The organism is Nostoc sp. LEGE 06077, from assembly GCF_015207705.1.
In the GTDB taxonomy this organism is placed as follows: domain Bacteria; phylum Cyanobacteriota; class Cyanobacteriia; order Cyanobacteriales; family Nostocaceae; genus Nostoc_B.
The window spans coordinates 1-1,173 of the sequence record NZ_JADEWI010000130.1; the positions used below are offsets into that span (position 1 = coordinate 1).

The following is a 1,173-nucleotide window of genomic DNA, read 5'->3' on the forward strand; positions in this document are numbered from 1 at the left end:
GGGAGCATCCACTTTTGGAAGATATACAAGTTCTGGGAGAAGATAACAACAGATAAAACAGTGTGTATGACTCGCCATGAACCAAGATAAACAAGAACGAATCAAAGCCTGCTTACAAGAATTGTCAACCCTGTTGTATGAAGAAGCAGACAAAAGTAAGCTGACAGACCTCGAAGGCATAGAAAAAACAGTTCGGAGTCAAATCTTAGAAATAGTCAGCCCAGAAATAGCCCTTTTTTTATCGAACAAAAAACTGGAACAAAAGTAGGTAAAACCAGAAAAATTAAAAGCTTAGTGGGGGAACTGACTCTTAAAGCCAAACAGTTACAGAAACTGGGTTTGGAGCCAAGAACCCGGTTAAGTCCATTACTTCAAAAATGTTGTTTAAGGTTGTCAGCGAGCGTTTCATACCAAAAAGCAGAAATTGAAGTTGAGGCATTGACAGGAGTGAAAGTTGGTCATACGACACAACAAAAACTAGTTCTTGAACAAGATTTTCAGCTACCATTGGCAAAACAAGCCGTTTCCGAAGTGAGCGTGGATGGTGGAAAAGTACGACTGCGCAGCAAATCGCAAGTAGCTTGTTACTGGCGAGACTATAAAACTGTTCGTCTACAAGGAATTTATTATGGCGCATTTTTTGATGACAACCAATCATTAGTTGATTATGTCAATAGCCAGCATCTGGTTAAACCACTTGTCTGTTTGGGAGATGGTCATGATGGTGTATGGAATTTAGTCAAAGAGTTTGGACAATCACAGCATTTTGAGCGTTGGGAAATCTTAGATTGGTATCACCTCAAAGAAAATCTTTACAAAGTGGGTGGTTCTTTAAAACGGCTCAAAGCTGCTGAAACTTTGTTATGGCAAGGTCAGGTAGATAATACTCAAGCTTTATTTCTTCATTGCCGAGGTAAACAAGTGAAAAACTTCATTGCTTATCTTGAAAAACATCGCTCTCGGATTGTCAATTACAGCTATTACCAGGCTGAACAATTTTGTTCTATTGGTTCTGGTGCGGTCGAGTCTGCTATTAAACAGATTGGCGCTAGGATAAAAATTTCTGGCGCACAGTGGAATGTTGAGAGTGTTAATCACATCCTCTCTGTTCGTTGTGCTTATCTTAATGGTTTACTTGCTATTTGAGTATTTCTGCCAAAAGTGGATGCTCCC

Annotated in this window: 1 protein-coding gene; it reads left to right on the top strand. The window is 39.6% G+C overall.

Going from position 1 to position 1,173, the window contains the following annotated elements; all coding sequences use genetic code 11:
- Positions 1-76: 76 nt before the first annotated feature.
- Positions 77-1,146 (top strand): ISKra4 family transposase gene (locus IQ244_RS32210; protein WP_193900712.1). Its coding sequence is split into 2 segments (ribosomal slippage): positions 77-233 and positions 233-1,146, totalling 1,071 coding nucleotides; the frame shifts between segments, so codons are not numbered across the junction.
- The last annotated feature ends 27 nt before the right edge of the window (positions 1,147-1,173 follow it).